Annotated in this window: 20 protein-coding genes and 1 tRNA gene; 10 read left to right on the forward strand and 11 right to left on the reverse strand. The window is 53.2% G+C overall.

Annotated elements, in window-relative coordinates; translation table 11 throughout:
• Positions 1–125 precede the first annotated feature (125 nt).
• The 4 genes from HPY30_11745 to HPY30_11760 all read right to left on the reverse strand — a co-directional run bounded on the left by HPY30_11745 (position 126) and on the right by HPY30_11760 (position 3,256).
• Positions 126–1,511 carry a TRAP transporter large permease subunit gene (locus tag HPY30_11745; GenBank protein QYZ66594.1) on the reverse strand — a complete coding sequence of 462 codons (1,386 nt, stop codon included), beginning with the start codon at positions 1,509–1,511 and terminating at the stop codon, positions 126–128.
• Positions 1,508–2,047, reverse strand: coding sequence for a TRAP transporter small permease subunit (locus HPY30_11750; GenBank protein ID QYZ66595.1), 540 nt, complete (start codon positions 2,045–2,047; stop codon positions 1,508–1,510). Before HPY30_11750 ends, HPY30_11745 begins: the two co-directional genes overlap by 4 nt.
• Positions 2,048–2,188: 141 nt before the next feature.
• Positions 2,189–2,521 (reverse strand): DUF2782 domain-containing protein, encoded by a 333-nt coding sequence (locus HPY30_11755; protein ID QYZ66596.1) that lies wholly within the window; start codon positions 2,519–2,521, stop codon positions 2,189–2,191.
• A gap of 9 nt (positions 2,522–2,530) precedes the next feature.
• Positions 2,531–3,256: a TIGR00730 family Rossman fold protein gene (locus HPY30_11760; protein ID QYZ66597.1), complete on the reverse strand. Its 726-nt coding sequence runs from the start codon at positions 3,254–3,256 to the stop codon at positions 2,531–2,533.
• 132 nt (positions 3,257–3,388) lie between these two features.
• On the opposite strand from HPY30_11760, the gene rep reads away from it, so the two are divergent.
• Entirely contained in the window at positions 3,389–5,395 is a 2,007-nt protein-coding gene (gene rep / locus HPY30_11765) for a DNA helicase Rep (protein QYZ66598.1), read from the forward strand.
• A 54-nt stretch (positions 5,396–5,449) separates the two neighbouring features.
• Here rep and HPY30_11770 read toward each other — a convergent pair whose 3' ends face one another.
• Positions 5,450–5,857, reverse strand: coding sequence for a c-type cytochrome (locus HPY30_11770; GenBank protein ID QYZ68022.1), 408 nt, complete (start codon positions 5,855–5,857; stop codon positions 5,450–5,452).
• 218 nt (positions 5,858–6,075) lie between these two features.
• On the opposite strand from HPY30_11770, the gene HPY30_11775 reads away from it, so the two are divergent.
• A tRNA-Arg gene (locus HPY30_11775) sits at positions 6,076–6,152 on the forward strand.
• Between the two features lie 339 nt (positions 6,153–6,491).
• Here the strand turns inward: HPY30_11775 and HPY30_11780 are convergent.
• Positions 6,492–6,764 (reverse strand): type II toxin-antitoxin system HicA family toxin, encoded by a 273-nt coding sequence (locus HPY30_11780; GenBank protein QYZ66599.1) that lies wholly within the window; start codon positions 6,762–6,764, stop codon positions 6,492–6,494.
• A gap of 144 nt (positions 6,765–6,908) precedes the next feature.
• Between HPY30_11780 and HPY30_11785 the strand changes: the two genes are divergently transcribed.
• The 5 genes from HPY30_11785 to HPY30_11805 all read left to right on the forward strand — a co-directional run bounded on the left by HPY30_11785 (position 6,909) and on the right by HPY30_11805 (position 14,795).
• Positions 6,909–9,695 (forward strand): PAS domain-containing protein, encoded by a 2,787-nt coding sequence (locus tag HPY30_11785; protein QYZ66600.1) that lies wholly within the window; start codon positions 6,909–6,911, stop codon positions 9,693–9,695.
• Between the two features lie 237 nt (positions 9,696–9,932).
• Entirely contained in the window at positions 9,933–11,180 is a 1,248-nt protein-coding gene (locus HPY30_11790) for an IS701 family transposase (GenBank protein QYZ66601.1), read from the forward strand.
• A gap of 40 nt (positions 11,181–11,220) precedes the next feature.
• Positions 11,221–11,499: a hypothetical protein gene (locus HPY30_11795; GenBank protein ID QYZ66602.1), complete on the forward strand. Its 279-nt coding sequence runs from the start codon at positions 11,221–11,223 to the stop codon at positions 11,497–11,499.
• A 108-nt stretch (positions 11,500–11,607) separates the two neighbouring features.
• The gene (locus HPY30_11800) at positions 11,608–12,372 is read left to right on the forward strand and encodes a hypothetical protein (protein ID QYZ66603.1); all 765 of its coding nucleotides are present in this window, start codon (positions 11,608–11,610) and stop codon (positions 12,370–12,372) included.
• Between the two features lie 95 nt (positions 12,373–12,467).
• Positions 12,468–14,795: a methyl-accepting chemotaxis protein gene (locus tag HPY30_11805; GenBank protein ID QYZ66604.1), complete on the forward strand. Its 2,328-nt coding sequence runs from the start codon at positions 12,468–12,470 to the stop codon at positions 14,793–14,795.
• 54 nt (positions 14,796–14,849) lie between these two features.
• On the opposite strand, the gene HPY30_11810 is transcribed toward HPY30_11805, so the two are convergent.
• Positions 14,850–17,054: an EAL domain-containing protein gene (locus tag HPY30_11810; protein ID QYZ66605.1), complete on the reverse strand. Its 2,205-nt coding sequence runs from the start codon at positions 17,052–17,054 to the stop codon at positions 14,850–14,852.
• A 176-nt stretch (positions 17,055–17,230) separates the two neighbouring features.
• Positions 17,231–17,914, reverse strand: coding sequence for a pilus assembly protein (locus HPY30_11815; protein ID QYZ66606.1), 684 nt, complete (start codon positions 17,912–17,914; stop codon positions 17,231–17,233).
• A 136-nt stretch (positions 17,915–18,050) separates the two neighbouring features.
• Between HPY30_11815 and HPY30_11820 the strand changes: the two genes are divergently transcribed.
• Together HPY30_11820 and HPY30_11825 are read left to right on the forward strand one after the other, a co-directional pair.
• Complete coding sequence (locus HPY30_11820; GenBank protein QYZ66607.1) at positions 18,051–18,386, forward strand: winged helix-turn-helix transcriptional regulator; 336 nt, start codon at positions 18,051–18,053, stop codon at positions 18,384–18,386.
• 57 nt (positions 18,387–18,443) lie between these two features.
• Positions 18,444–18,836: a glyoxalase gene (locus tag HPY30_11825; GenBank protein ID QYZ66608.1), complete on the forward strand. Its 393-nt coding sequence runs from the start codon at positions 18,444–18,446 to the stop codon at positions 18,834–18,836.
• Between the two features lie 120 nt (positions 18,837–18,956).
• Here HPY30_11825 and chrA read toward each other — a convergent pair whose 3' ends face one another.
• The 3 genes from chrA to HPY30_11840 all read right to left on the reverse strand — a co-directional run bounded on the left by chrA (position 18,957) and on the right by HPY30_11840 (position 22,066).
• Entirely contained in the window at positions 18,957–20,315 is a 1,359-nt protein-coding gene (chrA, locus tag HPY30_11830; GenBank protein ID QYZ68023.1) for a chromate efflux transporter, read from the reverse strand.
• Positions 20,316–20,590: 275 nt separating this feature from the next.
• Positions 20,591–21,574 (reverse strand): DUF3380 domain-containing protein, encoded by a 984-nt coding sequence (locus HPY30_11835; protein QYZ66609.1) that lies wholly within the window; start codon positions 21,572–21,574, stop codon positions 20,591–20,593.
• A 150-nt stretch (positions 21,575–21,724) separates the two neighbouring features.
• A complete protein-coding gene (locus HPY30_11840; GenBank protein ID QYZ66610.1) occupies positions 21,725–22,066 on the reverse strand; it encodes a hypothetical protein in 342 nt (113 codons plus the stop codon).
• A gap of 165 nt (positions 22,067–22,231) precedes the next feature.
• On the opposite strand from HPY30_11840, the gene HPY30_11845 reads away from it, so the two are divergent.
• Complete coding sequence (locus HPY30_11845) at positions 22,232–23,977, forward strand: mechanosensitive ion channel family protein (protein ID QYZ66611.1); 1,746 nt, start codon at positions 22,232–22,234, stop codon at positions 23,975–23,977.
• Positions 23,978–24,050 lie beyond the last annotated feature (73 nt).

Consider the following 24,050-nt stretch of genomic DNA (forward strand, 5'->3'; position numbering starts at 1 on the left):
TTTTCAGTGGCCACTATTCCTTGTGGTCTAAGTGTATCCCATCGTCTTTACTGTGATGACTCTTGTGGCTGTGTCGGGCAGGTGTTGCAGGCAGATTTTGCCTGATGTTTCAGGAAAGGGACGCCTTATTGATAGACGATGCCGGGCAACCAAGTCGCCATCTGTGGCCAGAGAGAGAGCAGCCCCAGCATCAGCAATTGAATCAGGATGAAAGGTGCGACGCCCCGATAGATAGCCCCGGTGGTGATTTCCGGCGGGGCAACGCCACGGAGGTAGAAGAGGGCGAAACCGAAGGGCGGGGTGAGAAAGGAGGTCTGCAGATTGATGGCGATCATCACCCCCAGCCAGACCGGGTCGAGACCCATAGTTAGCAGGATGGGGCCGACGATCGGGACCACCACGAAAGTGATCTCGATAAAGTCCAGGATGAAGCCGAGCAGAAACATCACCAGCATCACCACCAGCATTGCGCCGAAGACGCCGCCGGGCAGCCCGGTCAGCAGATCGGTGACCACCTCATCGCCGCCGAAACCACGGAATACCAGCGAAAATAGCGAGGCACCGATGAAGATCAGGAACACCATGCTGGTGACCTTGGTGGTGCCGGTCATGACCGCCTTGAGGGTGGTCAGGTTGAGTTGTTTCTGGCTGAAGGCAAGGAGCATGGCGCCCACGGCGCCGACAGATGCGGCCTCGGTGGGAGTCGCCAGTCCGCCGAGAATCGAACCCAGTACCGCAACGATCAACAATAGCGGCGGTACCAGCACCTTCAGGACTCGGATCAAGAGGGTTCGCAGATCCCGCTCCCGCTCTGCCTCAGGGATTGCAGGTACCGCATGGGGTCTGAATAGAGCCACAGCTCCAAGATAGACGAGGTAGAGTGCAACGAGCATCAGACCGGGGATCAATGCGCCGAGAAATAGATCCCCGACAGAGACAGTGTCCGGTGAGAAGATGCCCATATCCAGCTGTGCCTGTTGATAGGCGGCAGAGAGTACATCTCCGAGCAGAACCAGGACGATGGAGGGGGGGATGATCTGTCCCAATGTGCCTGCGGCGCAGATAATGCCGGTGGAGACCCCGGGGTCGTAGTTGCGTTTCAGCATGGTGGGCAGGGAGAGCAGTCCCATAGTTACTACCGTGGCGCCGACGATGCCGGTGCTGGCTGCCAGCAGCATACCCACCAGGGTGACAGATATGCCCAGTCCGCCTCGTATGGGGCCGAACAGGGACGCCATGGTGTCGAGCAGGTTCTCCGCCACGCGGGATCGTTCCAGCATCACCCCCATGAAGATGAACAAGGGTACGGCGATCAAGGTTTCGTTGGTCATGATGCCGTAGAGCCTGTTGGGCAGGGCCGACAGAAAGGCATCGTCGAAGTGACCGGTCAAAGTGCCAAACCAGGCAAAGGCCAGCGCAGTGCCCCCCAGGGAGAAGGCCACGGGATAGCCCAGCAGCAGTACCAGGCAGACGGCCAGGAATAGCAGGAGAGGGAGAAATTCGACGCTCATGATTGCCTTTGATCCCCGCTCAGCGCCCGATGTCCATTCAGTCCGAGATAACAGTGGATAGCCTGGGCCAACCCCTGTAAACCGAGCGTCACGGCCATGAGCAGAATCAGGCTTTTGAGCAGGAATACGCCATCGAGACCACCCGCCTCGCGGGAACCTTCCCACAACTCCCAGGATTGGACGACATAGCTCTTGCTCAGGTGGAAGATTATGAAACAGACCGGCAGCAGCAGTAGCAGGCTGCCGAACAAGTTTACCCAGGCGCGGGTACGTGGGGAAAAGCGGCGGTAAAAGATGTCGACCCGTACGTGGCCCTGATGCTTCAGAGTATAGGCGGCGCCCACCAGAAACAGGGTGGCATGCATGTAGGTCACCGACTCCTGCAGCCAGATCCAACCCAGATCGAAGGCGTAGCGCAGGACGACAATGGCGAAAGTGACCAATACCATCACCAGGCTGAGCCAGGAGACCTGTCTTCCCAGCCAGTCGTTGACTTTTTCGATAGCGGAAGCCAGTCGCGCCAGTTGTTTGTTCATAGGTTACAAAATTGCCTCATTGTCATCTCGACCGTAGGGAGAGATCTCAGGCTACAGATTGATCAATGAGTGAAAGCGCAAGATTTCTCGCTACGCTGGAAATGACAAGTGATCGGAAATCAGGATTGTACGGCCAAAGCCTCACCAGCGAAACAGCACCCACTGAGGTACGGAGACGTTGGTGGGATCACTGCCCCTTGAATCGAATTCGCCGTCGCCGTCCCGGTCGAGCATATAGTAAGGTGGGCCTAGTTGGGGCACGACCTTGACCATATAGAGCAGACCGTTGACCCGGTATTCGTAGAGGGTGCCCTCTTCCTTCTTGATGATGGTGACATCCGGCTCCAGGGACTCACCACTGACAACAGGCGGTGGGATATCCGGCGGTTCAGGTACGGCAGAGGGCTCTGCGGCCATTGATTGGATGGAAAAAACGGTCGAGCCCGCAAAGAGTAGAGCCAGCAGCTTTTTCATTGTCATCTCCTAGAGTTCAAGCAGCATCTCCTGCTCTTCAGCTGAAGGTTCGAAGCCGCGGCTCTCATAGTGCGTAAAGATAGCATCCACCACCTCTTGCGGTTCGTTACAGACCTGCACCAGACCGAGGTCGGAGGGTGAAATGGTACCGGCTTCACAAAGTGAGCCGCGGAACCACTCCAGCAAACCCTGCCAGAATTTGTCATCCACCAGAATAATCGGGATCTCCCTGGTCTTGCGGGTCTGCACCAGGGTCAGAATCTCCGCCATTTCATCCAGGGTGCCGAAGCCACCGGGCATGACCACATAGGCGGAAGCATATTTTACGAACATCACCTTTCTGGAGAAAAAATGTTTGAAGTTGAGCGAGATATCCTGATAGGGGTTGCCCACCTGTTCCATCGGAAGCTGGATGTTCAGGCCAATACTGGTTGATTTTCCCTCGAAAGCCCCTTTGTTGGCCGCCTCCATGATGCCGGGGCCACCGCCGCTGACTACCGAGAATCCGCTGTCTGAGAGGCGTCGTGCAATCTCTTCCGCCAGGGCATAGTGCGGGTGGCTGCGGGGGGTGCGGGCGGAGCCGAAGAAACTTACCGAGGGCCGGATCTGTCCCAGCTGCTCGAACCCTTCCACGAATTCGGCCATGATCTGAAAAACCCGCCAGGATTCACGGGTCAGCTGTTTTTCCGCCAGTGGCCGACTCTTGGAGCGCCGGTCTTTGGTCTGGATGCTCATGACTTGCTCGATATCTATCAGGAAGCATCCATCATATCAAGGTCCCGAAACAGATGCTTGCATGGTTGCAATGGCAAAATGCTCTGCGTACTCTTCTCGCCCAAACAGCGCCCTAAACTTCCTGGCAACAAGATGTCTGACCTGAATTCCGGCCAACGAGATGCCGTTCGTTATGTCGATGGCCCCCTGCTGGTGCTCGCCGGAGCGGGCAGTGGCAAGACCCGGGTGATCACTACCAAGATCGCACACCTGGTTGAGCAGTGCGGCTACAATCCGCGCAGCATCACCGCCGTTACTTTCACCAACAAGGCGGCGCGTGAGATGAAGGAGCGCGTAGGCAAGCAGCTGGGCGGCAAAGCGGGCAGCGGGCTGAATATCTCCACTTTTCATACACTGGGGTTGAATATCCTGCGCCGGGAGCTGAAACGGCTCGGTTACAAACCCGGTTTCTCCATCTTCGACGACCAGGACAGCGCCACCCTGCTGAAGGATCTGCTGAAGCGCCAGAACAGCGGTGACGAGGCGGTGGTCTCCAGTGCCCAGTGGCGTATCTCGGAGTGGAAGAATGATCTGATCAGCCCGGAAGCCGCGCTCAGTCAGGCGGAAGACGACCTGGAAGTCGGCAATGCGCGGCTCTTTGCCGAGTATCAGCGCCATCTCAAGGCTTATAATGCGGTCGATTTCGATGATCTTATCCTGTTGCCGGTGCAGCTTTTTCGGGATCATCCGGATGCCCTCAACGAGTGGCAGAACCGCATCCGCTACCTGCTGGTGGACGAGTATCAGGACACCAACCTGGCCCAGTATGAGCTGGTCAAACAGTTGGTAGGTGTTCAGGCGAGGTTCACTGTGGTTGGCGATGATGATCAGTCGATCTACGCCTGGCGTGGTGCCCGGCCGGAGAACCTGGCGCAGTTGAAGGCGGATTTTCCGATCCTAAAGGTCACCAAACTGGAGCAGAACTACCGCTCCAGCGGCCGCATCCTGAAGGCGGCGAACCATCTGATCGCCAACAATCCCCATGTTTTCGAGAAACGGCTCTGGTGTGAACTGGGACCGGGGGATCCTCTGCGGGTATTGGAGTGCCGCAGTGAGGAGCATGAAGCTGAGCGGGTGGTATCTGAAATCCTGCACCACAAGTTCGCCAGCCGCAGCAATCATGGTGACTACGCAATTCTCTATCGCGGCAACCACCAGGCGCGTGTCTTCGAAAAGGCGCTGCGCACCCACAACATCCCCTATTTTCTCAGTGGCGGCACCTCCTTCTTCTCTCGCACAGAGGTGAAGGATGTGATGGCCTATCTGCGGTTGCTGGCGAATCCGGACGACGACACCGCCTTTCTGCGTATCGTTAGCACTCCGCGCCGGGAGATAGGTCCCTCCACCCTGGAAAAGCTGGGTGCCTACGCTCAGCAGCGGGAGGTCGGCATGTTGGCAGCTTGTCACGAACTGGGCCTGCAGACCCAGCTTTCTAGCCGCCCGCTGGAACGTCTGCAACGCTTCTCGCAGATGATCGATTACTTTGCCCGTCGTGCCGAAAACGAAAATCCGGTGAAAGTGGTTCGCAGTCTGATCCTGGAAATTCAGTACGAGGATTGGGTGCGGGAGAACAGCAGCAGCGATGCGGTGAGTGAAAGGCGCATGGGCAACGTCAACGACCTGTTGGAGTGGCTCAATGCCCTGCAGAATGGCGAGCTGCAGGAGAAGACCCTGGCGGAGATGGTCAACCACCTGACCCTGATGGATGTGCTGGAGCGCCAGAATGAGGAGGAGGTGGGTGAGCAGGTCCACCTGATGACCCTGCACGCGGCCAAGGGGCTGGAGTTTCCCCACGTCTTTCTGGTCGGCATGGAGGAGGAATTGCTGCCCCACCGTACCAGCATCGAGGATGAGAATATCGAAGAGGAACGGCGTCTCGCCTACGTCGGCATCACGCGCGCGCAGCGCAGCCTGACCATGACCTATGCGGCGAAACGCAAACGCTTCGGAGAGATCATTCGTTGCGAACCCAGCCGATTCCTGCGGGAACTGCCGGAAGGCGATCTGGTATGGGAGGGAAAGAAGAGCAAGCTGTCGAAAGAGGAGAAGCAGGAGCGCGGCACCGCGCACCTGGCCAATCTCAAGTCGATGCTTACCTGAGCTGGAAGGGGGTCGGAGTCAATTTGACTCCGACCCCTGTGTGCTGACCCAGGCTTACTGATTGCTCAGCCAATCTGCAATGCTCTCTATTTCCGCATCAGAGACACCCGCAATAATTCCTTTCATGACGACCGACTGGCCATTGTTACGGGCGCCGCTCTTGATGTCATTCATCTGTGCTACGAGGTAGGCAGCAGTCTGACCGGCCAGCGTGGGGTAGACCGGCATTATTGTCTTTTTGCCATCTGCCCCATGGCAGCCTGCACAGCCTTTGGCGGCATAGAGAGTAGCACCCTCAGAGCCACCGGCAGCCGGTGCAGGAGCCGCTACTGGGGCGGGAGCCGGGGCGGCTGCGGGAGCAGGTGTAGCCGCTGGAGCAGCAGCCGGTGCGGGCTGTCCCTCAATGGCAACTGTACCGACCGGCTTGATCCGGGACAGCACATCATCACGGTCGTCAGCCATTACCTGGTTTGCGGAAACTAGGATCATGGCACCAGCCAGCGCAATACTCATCGGGGCGGCAAACTTATTCACAGGCATCTTCCTCCACAAAAGGATTCAATCATGGTCCGCTGTCGCGAGCCCAGTATTAGTAAATCAGCGGATTATACAGGTCGGAAGAGAAAAGCGCGAACCGGCATAGACGCACACTTGGGGGGCGGGTAAAATACGCGATCTTCGCGCCCGTAGCTCAGCTGGATAGAGTACCGCCCTCCGAAGGCGGGGGTCACAGGTTCAAATCCTGTCGGGCGCGCCAAAAAGAGAAAGCCACCCACCGGGGTGGCTTTTCTGTTTATGGAGGCGGGAAGGGCATAGGGTTAAATTGTTTTGGCTCAATTAAACGTCGAATAGAGTGAAGATATTTCTATGGACGCCGACTATGTGAGATGCAGAAAGAGCTGGCTTCAAATGCCGGTGATCAGAAGGTCTCGACATTGGCGCAGCCGAACCCGAATCCCTTGAAGGTTGCTGCAGCCAGCGATTTTTAATCCTCGGAAAACGACCCGGCGAGGCGTTTTATCAGATCGTCTCAAAGAACAGATCCAGGGATGGATGAAGGAACAATGAGGTCAGCCAGACCAGCCTCTGCCCCGGATTATTCATTATTCAAAGCCGACATATCTACGCCGGCAGAGATAAGGTAGTCACGCAGGTGATGGATGTCCTGCTTGCTGTATGTGCTGCTGTGGTGGGGGCGATGCAAAGTGCCTTCCACGTCATTCAGGGTAATCCGCATGCGTGCCCCGTGGCCCGCCTGGATGTCGGCGCCAAGATGTCGCAGCAGTGATTCAATGTCCCGCCAGTGGATATTGCCGCCGGCAGGCCCCTGGAGAATCGCATGCAGGATGCGTGAATGTTTTTGACTCATAGCGGCTGAGTATAAAGCAGTGTTGGTTGTTGCGCAGACTTGGTGATGCGAAACACGTTGTCAAATATTGAGAAGGCCTCAAGTTCCCCCCCCATTGACGCTAAACCCCTCAGTTGTCCGGTTTTTACTAATAAGAAGCGTCTCATGAAGGTCAATCTTCCAGTTACTGATAACGAGCGGGTCATGCGGGAGGGTCAGACGATCGTCTCCAAGACAGATTTGAAGGGAATCATCACCTTTGCCAACCAGGACTTTATCGATATCAGTGGCTTCACTGAAGCTGAGCTGATCGGGAAAAATCACAACATCGTTCGTCATCCGGATGTGCCGTCCGGCGCGTTCGGGGATCTGTGGCAGACTCTCAAAGCAGGGCGTCCCTGGACGGGAATTGTAAAAAACCGCTGCAAAAACGGTGATTTCTACTGGGTGGAAGCCAACGTGGCCCCCATTTTTGAAGCGGGTGAGATTGCCGGTTATCTTTCGGTACGCAACAAACCCAGCCGAGAGCAGATCTCGGCTGCGGAAACCGTCTACAAACTGGCGGCAGAAGGCAAGGTCAGCCTCCGAGAGGGGAGTGTAATCCGCTCGCCCTGGCGCGACCGGCTCAATCTGTTTCGCCGTTTCAGCATTTTGAAGAAGCTGATGGTGGTTTCGGCCATTCCCGTTATTGCGGTCATCCTGTTTGCTTCCGTTTTGATTCTGGACAGATGGCAGGCGCTGCAAGTGGTAGAGACGGAGCAGTTCGGCGCGGAACACCTGACCCATTTGAAGCAGACCCTGCTGCACATCGCGGACCACCGCAGCCGAAGTACCGCGTTCCTGGCCGGTGATGATGGGGCCGGCGAGAACCTGGAGGCGCTGGATAATCAGATTTCTGAAGATCTCGTCAAGATCCGGCAACTTATCGTGCGGCATCATAACCGCTTCCAGTTGGAGGAAAATCTGGAGGGGCTCGAAAGTTACTGGGAAGAGATTCGCGAAGGGTATAGAGATCATGACCCGGCTGAGAATGTCTTCCTGCATACTGAACTTCAGTCTGACCTGAAGCAGATGTTCCGCCTGCTGGGCAAGCATTCCGGGCTGAAGCAGGATCCAAATGTGAACACTCAGAATTGGAGTGTCCTGCTCATCGAACTGCTGCCACAGATGGCGGATTTTCTAAGCCAATCTCAATCCATCGTAACGGCCCTGCAGTCAAGTGGTGAATTGGATGAAGAGAGTGAATCCGGGCTGACCAATACTTTTTACAGTTTGACGATTCTGGATGAGCGTTCCAGAAGGTTGCTGGAGGAGACGGCCGCGAACACCCCCGGACTGGAAGAGAAAACAACGCCACCTTTTGGTGAGTACAAGTACGCATCCTCCGGACTCTTGCCGGCAATGCAGGAACTCATGGCGAACAAGGTGTTGACCGGAGAGGAGTCCGGTGTCACGCCGGAGGATTTTTCCAGCCGCTCGGTACAAGGGATAGATGGCCTTTTGCAACTGTTCGATATCGGCATCGAGCAGATTTACGCGGGCCTGAGTTTGCGTGAGCAGGAAGCGTTGCAGGTTGTATATATTGCAGTGGGTGCAACGCTGTTCATCGTGCTTGCCACAATCCTTATCAGCTATATCCTGTTGCGCAGAAGCGTGGCCATTCCACTCCAGGAGACGCTGAAGATCTTTCGCCATATCAGTTCCGGTGAATATCACAACAGGATTGAGCCAACATCGGAAGATGAGATCAACAATGTGCTGCGCGGTCTGAAGGCAATGCAGATCAAGCTCGGTTTCGATATCACAGAGGCCGAAAGTCGGGCAGACGAAGCCCTGCGGATCCAGACGGCGCTGGACAATGTCTCCAGCTGCGTGATGGTTTCTGACAGGGATCACAACATCATCTACACCAACAGGGCCGTTCAGAAACTGTTCCATGACGTTGAGAAGGAGATCCTGACGGAGATCTCTGATTTTTCCGCCGAGTCTATCATCGGCTCAAGTCTCGACCGTTTCCACACACACCCGGAGCAGCAACGCCAGTTACTTGACCAGTTGACCACTACAGACCGATCCCGGATCGACATCGGCAGTCGTATCTTTGACCTTACAACCAGCCCGGTCATGGATGATGAGGGAGGGCGACAGGGTACCGCAACCGAGTGGAGTGATGTCACCGAGCAGGTCCAGGTTGAAGAGGAAGTGGCCGATGTGGTGGAAGGTGTGGTGCAGGGAGAGCTACAGCAGCAGATTGACCTTGAAGATAAAAACGGATTTATGAGGAACCTTGGTACAGGTATCAACAAGCTTACCCAGGTTGTCGCTGAGAGTGTCTCAGAGATGGAGGGGGTTCTCGGCTCTCTTTCCGATGGTGATCTGACACGCAAACTCAGTGAAGAGAGTGGGGGGGCTTTTGGACGTCTGGCTGAGGCAGCCAACCGGACGGTGGACAAGCTCAGAAACATGGTTCAGGAGATCCAATCCTCCGCAGACGCCATCACGCAATCCACCTCTGAGATCGCCTCCGGCAGTACGGAGATGTCCCGGCGTGCAGAAACACAGGCTTCAAGTCTGGAAGAGACCGCTGCCAGCATGGAGGAGTTGACCGGTACAGTGCAGCAAAATGCAGAAAACGCCTCTGTCGCCAATCAACTGGCAATTGCGGGCAGAGGTGTCGGAGAACAGGGCGGCGAGGTGGTGACCCAAACTGTCCAGGCGATGGAAGAGATCAGCCAGTCAAGCAGTAAGATCGCCAACATCATTGGGGTTATCGATGAGATTGCCTTTCAGACCAATCTACTGGCACTCAACGCTTCGGTGGAGGCGGCGCGTGCGGGAGAGAGGGGGCGCGGCTTCGCCGTGGTGGCAACCGAGGTTAGAAACTTGGCTCAGCGCAGTGCTACTGCCGCCGGGGAGATCAAGGTGCTTATTAATTCTACTTTGTCAGATTAGATCTATAAGTAACTCACTGAATAATATAAAATATATGCTGTGAATTTCTTGGCAATCATCGTAAGGAAGAGCATCAAATGACAAGCACCAAGGTCATTTGAATTACCTGATACGCGCATAAGTAGAATCGATCGCATAGCGGAGCGATTCCAACGTTTCCAGTACCGCTTTGAATCCCATTTTCGAAGCAAGACGAGGTCGGTGTTTCAACCGGTCACACACTATCTCAAAGGCCTGATGCAAGCGCAGAGAAAGAACATGGAACGCATGGAAGAGGTGGTTGCAGGCGCAGATGATCAGCGTCTCCAGCATATGCTCACCGAGTCCCCGTGGGATCATCGTGCGGTGTTAGACCAAGTGGCGCTGGAAGCCGATCAATGGCTGGGTGGAACCGCGGATACCTGTCTGTTGCTCGATGAGAGTGGCCTTGCCAAGAAGGGTAAACATTCAGTGGGGGTTAAACGCCAATGGAATGGCCGCCAGGGCAAGGTGGATAACTGCCAGGTTGGTGTATTCGCAGCACTGGGTAAAGGGCACTTGTCCACGCTGATAGATGAACGTCTCTATCTACCCAAAGAGTGGGTATCGAACCCGGCTCGCTGTCGCAAGGCGGGTATCCCGGAAGTTGAACGGAAACATCAAAGCAAGTCAGAGTTGGCGCTGGAGATGGTGCGTCATCAGAGGACGCTTGGCCTGCGTTTTGCCTGGGTGGGTGCAGATGGGGGATACGGGAAGGATCCGGCTTTTCTGAGGGGTTTGGAGGCGATGGGTGAAACCTTTGTGGTGGACATCCACAAAGACCAACAGGTCTACCTGGAAGATCCACAGCCGTTCATACCGGAGAGCACGACAACGCGCGGTCGTCGTCGAAGTCGTCTGCAAGCCCAGGCAGCCCGTCTGCGCGTTGACCAGTGGCTCAATGAGCAACGGGACAGCGAGTGGCAGCAAGTGGTATTACGGGATAGCAGCAAGGGCAAACTGCGCGTCGAGATCCTGCATCATCGGGTTTGGCTTTGGGATGGAAAAGAAGCCCAGGCACATCAATGGCACCTGATTGTACGACGAGAGGTCAATTCACCGGAGACGATTAAATACACCTTGTCGAATGCACCGGAAGAAACGCCATCCCATTGTCTTGCAAAGATGCAGGCGCAGCGGTTCTGGGTTGAGCGTTCGTTCCAGGATGGTAAGAGTGAATCAGGTCTTGCTGATTATCAGGCCCGTAAATGGAAATCCTGGCATCACCATATGGCCTTGGTCATGATGGCGATGTTATTCATGCTCGAAGAGCGAATTGTGCAAAAAGATGATCACCCCTTACTCAGTTGTTCAGACATCGAATCGCTATTGCGTGCCTTCCTGCCACGGCGAGATATTGAACGCGATGAAATACTACGGCAAATGACGAAACGGCATCGTAAACGACAAGCGGCTATCGACTCCCAATATCGAAAACAGACGCTGGAACAGTCGGTTGCCGGGTGATGGAATCTGACAAAGTAGAATTAAGGACAGCGAAGAAAAAGTGGCGACAGGCGCTGATCTGGTCAATAAATCCGGGGAGACTCTGAGAGAGATGATTGACGCCATGAAAAAGGTCGGCGATGTGGTCTCAGAGATAGCCGCTGCCAGTACAGAGCAGGCGGAGGGCATTCGGCAGGTAAACCAGGCCGTCATCCAGCTGGACGACAGCACACAACAGAACGTGGCGCTGAGTGAAGAGACTTCGGCGGCCAGTCAATCCCTCGATGACCAAGCCAGGCGATTGGTGGAGTTGGTAAGCAACTTTACTCTACCGGAGTAAAGATCCGGTAGGGTGCTCCTGATGTATTAGCCCTAAAGAAAATATGAGTATCGTCGATACCCCCTATATATCTGAAAAAATTGCGCTATTCTGCGCGGGAAGGAGACGATGAATACAGCATTTGCAGCACTAATAGGATTGCTTGCTACCTTTTCCGTTATGGCAGGTACCATCAACTACGAAGGCTCCTCCACGGTCGGAAAATTCATATCCGATGCCGACAAGGTCTACGTGGGATCTTCGTTCAAGGTCAATGATGACAGCGAAAGCCTGGGCGGCGAGCAGTGTGCCACCTGGGATACCTGTGAACTGGGCGGAGTCGCCCGCATGGTTGATCCCAGTGCGCTTGATCAGGGCGTTTATGCGGTGATGATCGGCAAAGACGCTATTGCTGCGGTGGTCAATATTCGTAACCCGGTGACCCAACTTTCCAAAACGCAACTCAGGGATGTGTTCAGCGGGAAGATTAAGAACTGGAAAGAGTTGGGGGGGGACGATTTGATGATCAAGCCCTATATCGTCAAACCCGCTTCCGCAACCCGTCATGTATTCCAGAAAAAAGTGATGGGTGGCGCCGAGTATTCGGGGACGGCAGTGGTCTCTCCCGACAGAAAAATAGTTGCCCGGGTAATTCATGAACGGGGCGCCATTGGTCAGATCAGTCTGGCCTTTCTCAAGAGCGTCAAAAGGATTGCCATAATCGTTGTCGATGGTGAAAAGCCGGCATTGGATAATCCCAACTACCCGGTTACCCGTGAACTCAATCTGGTCACCCACGGCGAGCCTACGGGTGAGATCAGAAAATTCATTGAATGGACCCTTTCGCCCGAGGGACAGGATGTGGTGAGACAGCGATTTGTCGGGGTGAAATGAGAAAGCTCCGAGTTTAGCGCAAGTATGCCCAGAGTTGTTTGACAGTGGGATGATTTAGAAACTCAAGGAACGAGAAAAATTGCTTTGAGATAGCCATGAAAATCAAAACGAAAGTGATCATCGGCGCGGCACTGTTTGCTGCAATCCCGGTATTGGGTGCCAGTACGCTTATCGGGTGGCTCGCCATTTCCAGTGGCAGGGCTGCCCTTGAGGAACAGGCAACCCAGCAGATACTTGCCATCCGGGACAGTAAAAAGGCGCAGATAGAAGACTACCTTCGAATGGTTCACGCCCAGGCCCAGACCTTCTCCAATGATCAGATGATTGTGGATGCCATGCTGGGCTTGGGTGACGCCTATCTCAATTTCCATGATGACTTTGCTGAGCAGGAGCCCGACTTTTACCAAAATCAGCTATTGAGCTATTACAAGAACGAGTTTGTCACCGAGTTTCAGAATCGTAATGGTGGACAAAGCCCGGCTATCGATGCGTATATGAAAGGGCTGGATGAAACAGCCATTGATATCCAGTATCAGTACCTCAAGGCAAACCCCAATCCGCTGGGTGAAAAAGAGAGATGGAGTGATCCTGAGGGTGATACGCTTTACGCCCAGATCCACAGTCTTTATCACCCAAAACTACGGGACTTCCTGGAAAAATTTGGCTATTACGATATTTTCCTGGTAGAACCGGAAAACGGGAACATCGTCTACTCTGTCTTTAAAGAGATCGACTTTGGAACCTCTCTGCTCTCCGGTCCCCATGCTGATTCCGGTTTGGGAGACGCTTTCAGGTCAGCCATGAAGGCAGACAAAGCTGACAACGTCAGTGTCATCGATTTCAAACCCTATGGGCCGTCCTACAGTGACCAGGCTGCCTTTATCGCTTCTCCTATTTTTGATGATGAGAACCGCATAGGGGTACTCATCTTTCAGATGCCGGTAGACAGGCTGAACGGCATCATGACCAGTGGCGGCAAGTGGCAGGAGGTCGGCCAGGGCAAAACAGGCGAGACCTACCTGGTCGGACAGGATCTGACTGCGCGCAGTATCAGTCGGTTCATGGTGGAGTCTCCAGGCAGTTACCCTGCGCTGTTGGAAGATGTTGGAGTTACGAAGAGGATTGCCGATGCAATGAGTAACAAGGGCACCAATGTTGGGCTACAGCAGATTGATACCCCCGCAACCTCGGCTTCGAGCCGGGGTGAGAGTGGCGTAAGTATCTTTGACGGCTATAGTGGAAAATCGGTGCTCTCAGCCTATGCTCCATTGAACGTTGCCGGACTCGACTGGTCAATCATCAGCGAAATAGAGACTGATGAAGCATTTTCATCAGCTGCGGCCCTGAGTCGGAATATTATTAACTACGCTATTGCCATTCTGGCGTTTGCATTGGCTGGTTCCATCCTTGTCGGTTGGTTCTTCGCCAGCAGAGGGACAATCCCTATTCGAAGACTTAACGCAACCATCAACGATATTGAAAAGAATGCCAGTCTGGTTGAGCGCTGTGATGACACAGGCAACGATGAGATCAGTCAGATGGCAGCGTCGGTCAATTGCATGCTTTCCCGTTTCCAGAATAGCGTCAGACAGGTATCGGATGCTACCAACCAGATGAGTGGGTCGTCCCAGAAGTTGCAGGCGGTTACCAGTGAATCCCAGTCAATAAACTTTGAGCAACAGAGTCAGATTGAGCAGATAGCGACTGCCATTACCGAAATGGCGGCCACTGTCCGGGAAGTGGCATCAAATGCAGGAGCCACTGCAACGGCGGCCGGTGAGGCAGACGCAGCCTCGGACGAAGGCATAAAGATTATTGAGCAAGCGCTGAGCACCATCAATGGGGTGGCGAGCCAAGTGGACGGTGCTGCATCCGTCATCAAAAAACTGGAGGTCGACAGTCAGAGCATTGGCAATATTCTGAAGGTTATTCAGGGGATTGCGGAACAGACCAATCTGTTGGCGTTAAACGCCGCCATTGAAGCAGCAAGGGCGGGAGAGCAAGGGCGTGGATTTGCTGTCGTGGCGGATGAGGTACGCGCATTGGCGGGCCGCACCCAAAACTCGATTCACGAAATTGAAGAGACAATCGAAGATCTTCAAAAGCACTCAAGCCAGGCTGTCGAGGCGATGAAAATCAGTCAGCATGGTGTGCAGGCGACGGTGGAGCAGGCAAAAGATGCTGGAGTATCTCTCGGATCCATTACACAATCGGTGGATACCATCACTGATATGGCAACTCAGATTGCCACCGCCACGCATCAACAGAGTGCGGTTGCTGATGAGATCAGTCGCAATGCCGAAGGAATTGCCGGAACGGCACAGAAGAGCCTGAAGAGTTCAGAGCAGGTAGCCGCCGCCAGTGATGGCCTGAATCATCTCTCTGTGCAACTGAAGGAATTGGTCGCGCAGTTTAAGATATGAATAAATCATCGGAGATCTACAGAGTGCGTCCCGTGCTCCCTGTCTATCCGAAGTTCATTCGGATTTTGTGATCTCTTCAGGCTTGCCGAATATATAGCCCTGCCCATAGTCGACGCCGAGTTTAATCAGCAGATCCAGCACTCCATCCGTTTCCACATATTCGGCAATGGTTTTGGTGCCGGTTGAACGTGCGACGTCACGAATGGCGGTAACGATGACGTAATCCAGCTTGTTGCCCTCAATTTCCCGGATAAATGAGCCGTCTATCTTCAGGTAGTCGACATGCAGTCTCTTTAAATATTCGAATGAAGCGGTGCCTGTGCCGAAGTCATCAAGTGCGACGGAGCACCCCATCTCTCTGAGTTGACTGAAGAAGTTGGCTGCCTGCTTGAGATCACTCAAGGCTACGGTTTCGGTGATCTCAAAGCAGATCTTCTTTGCCTCGACATTGGTGTTTTTTAGCTGTTCAAGGATATATTCAGGAAAAGCCATGTCGTTGATCGACTGTCCCGAAAGGTTGATTGCGCATATTGTTTCTGGCTGCCTGAGCATTGGGTCATTTTCAATAAGATGCAGTGCTTTGGACACGACCCAACGGTCAACATCAGGCATAAGATTGAAAGTTTCGGCATATGGCATAAAGATGCCGGGTTCGATCAGAGATCCATCCTCAGCTATCAGGCGTAACAGTATTTCAACGTGCTGCATTCTATTGTTATTTTTGAATGCAGCCTGTTTTTCATTGAGAGAAACGATGGGTTGATATAGAAGCCTGAATTGATCATCGGCAAGTGCCTGCTGGATTTTGCCCATCCATTTTACCCGAATCTGACGATCTTTGAGTACGCCGTCATCCATTGGGTCGATGCTGGTCAGGCCACGCTCACCTTTTGACAGCCTGTTGACGTGGGCGCTAGCCAGTTCGAGCAGATGGTGTGGTGAGTCAAAATGGCTGGTGACGGGCAACAGGCAGGCCTTGGGTATTATGCTGAAGTGCTTTTTCTCCCATTCAAACCGGTAGGGTTCGGGATTGTTTAACCATGTATGCGCACTTTTCGGCAGAGCGCCTTTTTCCTTTGATATAAACGCAAATTCGCCTGCGCCTATACGAAATATTTCACAACTTGGTGACAATATTTTATTCAAATGTAAGCCGAAACGTTTGATCAGCATATTGCGACCGGAGACGCCATAGTGGCGACGCATCTCCTCATATTGGTCGATCTCCAGATATCCCAACTCGGGTTTGATACCTGCGTCGTCTTTCATCAGGGATTCCAACCGATCTTTCAGTGCCCTGGTATTCAGCAGGCCACTCAACGGATCATGGGTGGCGGCGTATCTAAGGCGGCTAGTCTCCAATCGTCGCTCCAAGGTGACCACAGCGACACTGTAAGTTAATAGAGAGATGGTAATAATAAAGGTCAGGAGTGCGATGTACTCCTGCTCAGTGACAGGTATGGGCGTGCCGCCAAAGCCGAATGCATAGAAGCTGAATATACCGAAACAGGTAAGAAAAACCGCAACGCTGGAGAAAGTGACACCCAGTCGATAGGCGCTCCAGGCCAGTAGAGGAAAGAGGATGAACAGTTGATCAGAAATCCCGGCATAGAGATGAGTCTCTCCCCAGAGAAAGGTCGAAAGAATGTTCAGGCTGAAAAGGGAGAGCCAAAAGATTTTTTCGCGGCCGTTCTTTGGATAGACGACATAGTCACCATGGTAGAGCATGCTGAAATTTCGGCCGGCAAGAAAAATAACCGGGGTCAGCAGTAAAGCGCCAAAAGCTTCCCCCTGCCAGTAGAGGAAGAGAAAAATTCTGATGTCCTGATCCGGATCGACAAGTCCGGCAGGAATAACCATCGGCAGATCCAGCAGTGTATGAATCAGAGGGGCCAGTACAACACCGAAGCCAAAGAAGGTAAGCAGTGACTTGAGTGGCGCCTTCATGAGGACATCCGGGATGAAGAGCCTCAGTCCCCAGAGGGCAAAATAGACGGAAAAGATCCAGGTTGTCGTCGTCCAGAGTGCAACCCAGAGTTCCAGGTTGTGGAGTGTTGTGTAATAGATGAACAGGCCGACAAAGGCGCCTATCAATGCTCTGTTACCATATCTCCATGCAATTCCAAGACCAACGCCGGCCGGGAGAAAAAACATGGACTCTTCCCGGCCGGAAAAGTGGAAGGGTTGGGAGAGTGCTGTAGCCAGAAACAGTGTTACCGAGACTGATATCTGGAAGATGAGTGATTTTATGAATGGCATGACCAGCCGATTATAGAGCGAATCGGTATGGGGTGCCTGCTCTCTTGTGAAAATCTATCCACAGGGAGGAGTAATGACATTATTGTGGAGAGCGCTTGAGATTGGTTATGGTCAGTTGAGTGTCCCAGTGTTCTCTGGGAAATATGTATTGGGTGTCAGTTCTGAACGGTTACATATTAATCAAGCGGCGCTGCCAGGCGAATAATAATCAGGTAGGCGGTCTCCTTTGCGATGAACTGAAGATCACTTCCTTTTAACAGACACCCCTCTTCTACGGGCTGCCCGTTGGCAGAGCCTGTTCCGGTTGCAATATAGACCATGTAGTTATGTTTTATCTGATGATCCTGCCCAGGATTCAATCTTGCCGTCTCGACAATCGTCCCGCTCGTGAAATGTGTATTCGGTCCTAATCCGCCGTAAATGCGTGATATGTTTCCCGCTTCAGTAGTAGAGACTCTGTAATCTGCCGCCTCGCCAGCTTTTTCCGGTAGTACAAAAAGCTGGATCATTCTGTTTTGCTGCCCATCTGGATTAATCTCGTTGTGGGTAAATCCCTCTCCTCCAGCTCTTTGAACCTGGACATCAAAAGCTGATAGCGATTGACCCTGTCCCAGAGATCCTTCATGACTGATCTTTCCCTCAATCATGAAAGACAATACATCTACCTCGCGATGAGGATGCAGTCCGGTTTCACCGTGGGGCTGGAATCGGGCATCGGCAAGATAGACAAAATTTCCCAATCCAGAAAAAGCCTTGCTGCCTGTCAGTTCGCCGAAGGCCTTGGGATCAATCACCAACTGATACTCTTTCAGCCCGGCAAAACCGCCGAGTGGCAGATGATTTCGATGAAGTATTTTCATTTTGTTACTCATTCGTTGGGTGCGGTTTTAGAAAGTTATCTCTATGTACTGAGAGTAGTGCTATAGTCGTAATAATATAAGAACGCACATTTTTAATACATAGTATCGTTTTGTATACTATTGGGTCTGAAAAGGTATGACAGAAAAAGCGAAACAGCTGGAGAATCGCTACAATTGCCCGGTTGAAGCGACGATTGACGTAATTGGTGGAAAATGGAAGATTATTATCATTCACCATCTTCTAAGTGGGACCAAGCGTTTTGGTGAGCTGCGGCGTTTGATTCCCCAGGTCACTCAGAGAATGCTGACTTCTCAGTTGCGGGAACTCGAAAAGGATGGTGTCGTGCACAGGGAGGTCTATCCCCAGGTTCCTCCCAAAGTAGAGTATTCACTTACTGAGCTGGGAGGAACCCTGGAGCCTGTTTTGTGGGTCATGCACGATTGGGGAAAAGGCTTCATGGACCAAAGCTGATCCCCGAAAAAATGGGGGCTTTTTGATAAACCGGACTCAATATTCAGGAAAGACAACATGACAGATGCTAAACAGATTTCGCCCACGATATGTGTAGATGATCCGACCGCCTGTCGCGATTTCTATGTGCAGTACTTCAATGCAAAAGTGGTCTTTGACGCGGGATGGTATATCAATGTCAGAATCGGAAAGGGTGAACTGTGCTTCATGAAACCGCAGAGCCCGGAGCAGCCGCTGTTTACCGGAGAGGGTCTCATGTATAACCTTGAAGTTGAGGATGTGGATAGCGAACATCAACGTTTATCGGGACTTGGCCTCGTCTCGGTTATGCCACTTGAAGATCATCCCTGGGGAGACAGAGGATTCAGCATTGTTGATCCCAATGGCATTGCACTATACATCTACACTCCCAGGGAGCCATCGCCTGAGTTCAAGCAGTATTACAAGTAGGCTGAACCTTTCTACAAATAACATGAAGAGCACTAAGGTAATAGATTGTTTAACAATAATACTTCTTAGTGTGCTTCGTGCTCTTCGTGGTGAAAAATAGTGTATTCGGACGGGCATTAACTACAGCACCAAAGAGTAACCCAATCCCAATACAGCGCATGCGCCAATAACCTGAACAATACCCGCCTTGTACTTAAACAGCGCCACGAACGCAGCTGCACCTATCAAGGCTGAAAGCCATTCAAATGTCGCCTCAAAACCTTGAGGCCAAAGCACATGGTAGGCAAAAAAAGCAGCAAGATTGAGCACGACACCCACCACGGCAGCGGTAATGCCGGTCAGGGGAGCGGTGAATTTAACGTCATCTCTGGTCGCCTCTACCGCAGGCCCACCAAGCAGGATGAAAAGAAAGGAGGGTAGAAAAGTGAAGAGCGTGGCAATGCCTGCACCGGCAGCACCGGCCAAAGGAAGCATCTCAGGCCCAAAAATCTCTTTGGTCCAGCCGCCGACAAAACCAACAAATGCAACAACCATGATGAGTGGGCCAGGGGTGGTTTCGCCCAGCGCGAGGCCGTCGATCATTTGAGTCCCGCTTAACCATGCATATTGCTCGACACCACCTTGATAGACATAGGGCAAGACTGCATAGGCACCGCCAAAGGTGACCAGTGCGGCTTTGGTAAAGAACCAGCCCATTTGCGTGAGTGTTCCCTCCCAGCCATATGTCGTGACCAGCATGGCCATTGCTGCTCCCCCAATGAAAACCCCGACCAGGGAGAATGTGATGAACCGGCTCCACTTGAATCGTGCATGCTTTGGAGCAGGGGTGTCATCATCAATAAGCGCGGGGCCGTAGGAATCCCTGGATTCTCCATGATGTCCGCCCGCTTTGAATTTGTCCGGTGCGAAATGTGAACCGACATAACCGATGATACCCGCCATCAGGACGATATAGGGGAAAGGCACATCAAAGGCAAAAATTGCGATGAACGCCAGTATTGCCATGGCGCGCAGCACATTGTTCTTCAATGCCCTGGAACCGATGCGGTAGGCTGCAAAAACCACGATTGCTGTTACAGCGGGTTTAATGCCATACAAAATACCCTCCACTGCAGGCACATCACCGTAAGCCAGGTAGATCCATGTCAGACCAATGAGGATGAATAGAGACGGCAGAACAAATAACACACCGGCAGCAATGCCTCCCCATACACCATGCATCAACCAGCCGATATAGGTTGCCAGTTGTTGTGCCTCAGGGCCAGGCAGCACCATGGTGTAATTCAGCGCATGTAAAAATCGATGTTCTGAAAGCCATCTGCGCTTCTCAACCAGCTCCTGATGCATCATGCTGATTTGACCTGCCGGACCGCCAAAGCTGATAAAGCCCAGCTTGAGCCAATAGATCAAGGCCTCAATAAATGACACGGGTTGCGGATTTTCTGTGACTTCGGGTGGAGTTGGTGGCACTTGTAGAATACTCTTGCGTTGGGCCTGGAGATGACCTGTAGGATGCTGGCAAGCTTACCAGCATCCTACAATTCCGATAGACCTACATAGATTGTGCTAAATCGTGTCCATCCGGAAACCCACATCTAATCACAAAGGACACGAAGAGCGCGAAGGTAAAAGATTGATTAATCGTAATTTTCTTCGTGTTCTTCGTGGTGAAAACAGTGTTTCTGGAGGGGTACTAAAATAGTGTCCGTCTTTTTTTGAGCGCACAGGCGTTCCAGAAACCTGTCCCGTTTAATTTACATCAGCATCCTGAACTCATGAAACCAGCGTGCAAGTGATTCGTGGTAGTGGTGCGCTGCGTACTTCGGACCATTGTAGTAGCGCGCCAGCCTGTGGAAGTCATCCCCGGTCGGATTGCTCTTTCTAACCACATCCTCTTTTTTGCTTAGAAATCGCGCCACGAACTCTACTTGGCGAATTGCTGGAGCGGTAAAGAGTTCGGTTGCATTTTGCGCCCCCACACGCTTGTAGTTGGCGCCCATGACCTGACCCAATCCCATGCTCATGGACTGCATGCGAAGCTCTTCCAGTCCGGTATTTGGTTGTTGCCGGTTAAGACGGGACAGATAGTGCTGCTCAAATCTTGGACGGATGATGCCGGCCGTCTCCTGACGGATGATTGAGAGGATCCATTCCGGTCTGACTAATGTTTCGGTTTCATCTGCAAGTGCCTCGGAGACCGATGCTGCCATTTCGCCGTAACGCTCAAGTATCTTGCGGCAATTGAGATATGCGCGTTTATGCAGGGCATTGAGATGGAAGATGGCGTCATCGAAATTACCGGTCATCACCTGTGCGGAATCGGCCCGCGCAATCGCCGTTTTGAGCATTTTTTTTAGGGTGCTGGATGTTAACCTGGCGTCGGGGATTGCGCTGATCAGCGTCCTGGCTGTATTCCATTTGCAAGGATAGCAGAGGGTATCGCGGTGAATGGTGCGGGTGAGACGGTTTTCCACCTGAAACTGCGCTACCGCACGGTTGGTGCCGCGCCCGAAATCCCCATCAATAGCGAAGGCGCCGTTGGATGATGTGGAGTAGCCAAGGAAAATCAACAATCTTTGCACAGCTTTGATGCCCGCCTCCCCAGCGGACTTGCGTGTCAGAGTGGCGTCTCCAGAGAGAAAACGTGCCAGATCGGCGCGCCAGATGGCGTCGTCGTTGTCCGGGTGGGTGATAATCCGTTTTACGCGCTTGTCGTTAATGAGGTCTTTGAGTGACATGTTTCCTCCTTGGCGTGTCAACAGTGCGGGTGATCAGATGGTGATTGCAGGGTTTCCTAAAAGAGTATAGCTGCTACAGCCGCCGGCAAATAAAGCCAACAACATGCCGGGTTCGCAGGCCTGATCCGCTACGCTTGATCAGACAAAAGACTATTGTTGCAGCCGCATCTCATCAGTGGATGGAGTTGGCGCACATTGCCAGCCCCAGCCTTCCAGTTTCTGCCTGAACTTGGCTGCCTTCTGTTCGCAGTAGCCGGTTTCGTTGTCTGCACTCCAGAGTATCTGCATCGAGTCGGGTTGCTCAGCCTCTTTGAAATAGCGCACTTCGCAGGGTGGAAGGCCGGTCTCCTGTTGATAGTGGATTTCGATACGCCGCTCAAGACCGTTGTGCTCGCACTGATAGATCTGATCTGCGGCGTTTGACTGGGTTGAAAAGGTGGTAATGAAAAATGCGGCTGCCACTGGCAGATACTGGCTAAAATACTTCTGCATTGCATGTTCTCCAAAAGCCTGGAAGGAGTTCCTATGTGGTCTGTCGAATAAGCCTCTATAATCGGGCGATTGCAAAGTTAATCGGCGGAACTGTGAGTCGGTCTGCGCCTGCTGCGTGACCCGGTTCCATTCGCCTCTTTATTGTCGAAACATAATTTGCCTGCCATGAAACTACATAGTCCCTATCTGATCAGATATCTCTGCATTCTGCCCTTGCTCGGTTTGTTGTTACCACTACAGGGGTTAGCCGAAGCGCTGGAAGCGCCTGTCGCCGAGGTCACGGAATCTGCACCGGACAGCCTGCGTTCACCACGGGCGGTCATGGAGACCTTTCTGGGCGCCATGAATGACATCAAGCGGGGGGAGCCGGAGCGGATCAGCGATGCGCTGGAGACGTTGGATCTCACCTCGGTCAATGTCTTGGTGCGCACAGAGCGCGGTGTGGATCTGGCCTGGCTGCTGCTGGAGACAATGGATCGTACCCGGCTGGTCGATCTGCAGCGGATACCCGACAGGCATGAAGGAGAGCCATGGGTCTTCCAGCGTTACGCCAAAGGGGCGCTGCGTATCTCGCGCTACTCTGATGGCCGTTGGCTGTTTGACAATGAGACGATAGCCCGTTTACCGGCAATCTGGGAGGAGGTCTCGGCACGCAGCAAGGTGGAGGGGTTGTCGGGTGATGACTCGGTATTGCCCTGGCACCTGCGTATCCAAAACGCCATGCCGGCGCTGCTGAAAAAAACGGTTTTTCTGCTGGAGAACTGGCGCTGGTTGGGTATCTTTTTTATCGTCCTGTTTGGAGTGGTGGCGGACAAGCTGATCTCCCTGTTACTGCGCCGCCTGGTAAGCCGCTGGCGAAGGGGAACCCGCCGGCTGGCTTTCCGTGATATCTCCGATGATATGCTGCGGCCCCTGGGATTGTTGGCGATGGCTGCGATCTGGTGGGTCGGTATTACACTGCTGGGCCTGCCTGAATCGACAATGCTGGTGCTGTTGGTGGCGGTCAAGTTTCTTGCGGCCCTCTCCGGTGTCTGGGTTGCCTATCGACTGGTGGATCTGGTGGGCGGATGGCTCACCGAGCGGGCGATGCTGACCGAGACCCGCCTGGATGATGCGCTGGTGCCGTTGATTCCACGAACCCTGAAGATATTCGTCACCGTGATCGGCGTGATCTTTATCGCTGACAATATGAATATCAATGTTTCAGGGCTGTTGGCAGGTCTCGGCCTTGGTGGCTTGGCCTTTGCATTGGCGGCCAAGGATATGGTGCAGAATCTCTTCGGATCGGTCACGATACTGCTTGATCGTACCTTCTCGGTGGGGGACTGGATCGTTGTCGACGGCAAGGAGGGTGCGGTCGAGCGCATCGGATTTCGCAGTACCCGCATTCGCACCTTCTATAACTCGGTGCTTACTGTGCCCAACTCCCTGTTCATCACCGCGAAGGTGGACAATATGGGGGAGCGACGCTACCGCCGTCTCTCCACCAAGCTGGGGCTGGCCTATGAAACACCGCCGGAGAAGATCGAATCCTTTTGCGAAGGAGTGCGTGAACTGGTGCGCCAACACCCCTATATGCGAAAGGACTACTATCATGTCTACTTCAATGGATATGCCGACAGCGCCCTGGAGATACTGGTTTATGTCTTCTGGGAGACCCCGGACTGGGGTACCGAGTTGCGAGAACGGCACCGTTTTTTGCTGGATATTTTGCGACTGGCCCAAGGGCTGGGTGTGGAGTTTGCCTATCCAACGCAGACCCTCTACATGAAGCAGGAGGGGGAATCCGACGCTGGAACCGGATCCTCGACTTCCCAGAAGCAGGCTTTTGACGAAGGTAGGGAAATAGCACGGAATATCGTTTCAGAGACCACCGGTCTGGGAGAGCGGCCACCACCGGTGAAGTTTTGACTATCTCAAGTTTCGTAGTTCAAGCCATCCTGAAAAATGAAGGGTGGCATTTATCCGGTAGGGTGCGCCATGC

This window comes from Gammaproteobacteria bacterium (ex Lamellibrachia satsuma), assembly GCA_019623805.1.
Lineage (GTDB): Bacteria > Pseudomonadota > Gammaproteobacteria > Chromatiales > Chromatiaceae > QGON01.